This window comes from Burkholderia singularis, from assembly GCF_900176645.1.
Classification (GTDB): domain Bacteria; phylum Pseudomonadota; class Gammaproteobacteria; order Burkholderiales; family Burkholderiaceae; genus Burkholderia; species Burkholderia singularis.
Genome location: NZ_FXAN01000031.1, coordinates 1 through 2,313 on the forward strand (window position 1 = coordinate 1; position 2,313 = coordinate 2,313).

General features: G+C 63.9%; 2 protein-coding genes. Both read right to left on the reverse strand.

Features of this window, described 5'->3' with window-relative positions; genetic code table 11:
• Window positions 1–68: 68 nt before the first annotated feature.
• On the reverse strand, window positions 69–935 hold the full coding sequence (gene istB, locus BSIN_RS02605; protein ID WP_069223663.1) for an IS21-like element ISBcen28 family helper ATPase IstB: 867 nt from the start codon (window positions 933–935) through the stop codon (window positions 69–71).
• A complete protein-coding gene (istA, locus tag BSIN_RS02610; RefSeq protein WP_069223664.1) occupies window positions 932–2,188 on the reverse strand; it encodes an IS21-like element ISBcen28 family transposase in 1,257 nt (418 codons plus the stop codon). Before istA ends, istB begins: the two co-directional genes overlap by 4 nt.
• Window positions 2,189–2,313 lie beyond the last annotated feature (125 nt).

The window sequence follows — 2,313 nt, forward strand, 5'->3', positions numbered from 1 at the left end:
TGTCAACGTCGGACGTAATTTCCCCAGAAGTGTCGAAGTAAAATTCCCCCACCCTGTTCGGACGGTGATCAGCCGGCGATGTGATCGGATGAGCTCCTTCGCGGACGGCCCGGGCGCCGACGAACCGGTTCAGCGGGCGCGTGATTCAGGGAAGACGGTCGGTTACGCAGATGGTCGGGCAGCAGATCGGCGTGTTCTCGCAGACGATACGACGTGCCCTCGATCTGCACGACGATCGCGTGGTGCAGCAGCCGGTCGAGCAGCGCCGCGGCAACCACGCTGTCGCCGAACACTTCACCCCATTCGCCGAAGCTTCGATTGGACGTCAGGATGATCGCGCAGCGCTCGTAGCAGGCGTTGACGAGCTGGAAGAACAGGTTGCCACCGTTGGAGCCGATGGGCAGGTAGCCGATCTCGTCGACGATGAGCAGGCTGTTACGGGCAAGGAAGCGCACGCGCTGCGCCAGGTTGCCCTCCCGCTCGGCCTTGGCCATCGAGTTCACGATCTCGGCCAGCGAGCCGAAGTAGACGCTCTTGCCCGCGCGTACGGCTTCCACGCCCAGCGCAATGGACAGGTGCGATTTGCCCGTGCCGGGCGGCCCCAGGAAGTGAACGGTCTGCCGTCGTTCGATGAACTCGAGCTGCGCAAGCGCCATGATGCGATCGCGATCCAGGCTCGGCTGGAAGCTAAAGTCGTAGCCGGCCAGCGTCTTGATCGTGCCGAGCCGCGCGGTCTGCAGCGCCACTCGGATACGGCGGGTCTCGCGCGTCGTGAACTCCTCGCCCAGCAGCGTTTCCAATACTTCCAGCATCGAGCTGTCGCCTTGCTCGAAGCGATTCAGGGTGGCGTCCAGCGTTTCGAGCGCACGCGGCATGCGCAAGCCGACGAGATAGCGTCGGATGCGTTCCAGTGTCGAGGTGGGCATGCTGTTCATGCGGTCCTCCCAGCATCCGCGAGGCGTCTTGCGACCTGGTCATAGAACGACAGAGGCCGGCGAGCTACGGCTACCGTCACCGATGGCGATGGGTGCCGTGCCGGTTGCTTACGCTGGTTTGCGCGACGATGACCGGGCAACAGCGAGGTGCGTCGCCGGCCTTCGAGCACGGGATGAACCGCCAGCAGTTCACCGTCCTCGTAGATGCGGATCTCGTGAGCCAGACTATGGATGTCGAGCGTGCGCTTGCGTGTACGATCGGGCACGCTGTAGTAGTTGCCGCCGACCGAGACGAGGCCTTCGTGACTCACGCGCCGCTCGAGCCGGATCACGCCATTGAAGGCACCGGCCGGCAACGCCTGCAGTGCGGGACGCTCCTCACCGAAGTGCTGGGCGACGACGCGGTGCGTCGTGCCATGCACGCGCACATTGGCCACCGTGTCGAGCCACTCGCGCAACTGTCGGTTCAGGTCGGCGAGATTCTGGAAGCGACGCGCCAGGAAGAAGTCCTGCCGGATATAGCGGTACGGCCGCTCGACCTTGCCTTTGGTCTTGGCGCGATACGCCTTGCAGGCGCGCGGCGCGAAGCCGTAGTGCTGCGCAAACGCGACCAGCTTCGCGTTGTAGACGATGTGCTTCTCGACTTCGCCGAGCACGGCCGCCTTCATCCGGTCGTACAGAATCTCATGCGGAGCGCCGCCGAGGTGCTCGAACGCTTCCATGTGGCAGCGCAGGACGGTCTGCAGGTCCTGATGCTCGACGAAACGTCCCCAGAGATAGCGGCTGTGCCCAAGCACGATCGAGAACAGCCAGATCGAGCGTCGCTGGCCAGGCGCGTCGCCGAACTCGACATTGAAGTGGGCGAAATCCACCTGCGCTTGATGCCCGGCAGGCGTCTCGAAGCGCACCTCGAAGCCACGTTGGCGGGGCGGGCGGACCTCCCGAACCAGGTCGCCGAGCGCCGTGCGGCCGCCGGTGTACCCCATGGCCCGAATCTCGCGCAGCAGTCGCTCGACGCTCAGGTCGGGAAACTCGCGCACACGTTCGGTGACGTAGTGGACGAACGGATCGACCACGCACGGTCGCGGTGCGCGCGGACCGTAACGTGGCGCCTGAACGCCATTCCTGATGTATTTACGAACGGTCTTGCGGTCCATACTCAGTCGAGCGGCGATGGCCGAAATACTCAGCCCTTGCCGATGCAATTCCAGAATCGTCATCACTTCCTCCAGCTCGACCACCGACACCCCCACGACGGATCTCCAGGGCGGATATGGTCGGCGATCGACAGGACGGCGCCGCTACCGCGGCACCGTCAGATAAAAAACTGGGGAAAATTACTTCGACGAAAGTGGGGAGTATCTATCCGACGCTGACA

Coding starts and splice junctions, on each gene's coding strand:
- istB (WP_069223663.1), bottom strand. CDS start 935: ATGAACAGCATGCCCACCTCGACACTGGAACGCATCCGACGCTATCTC.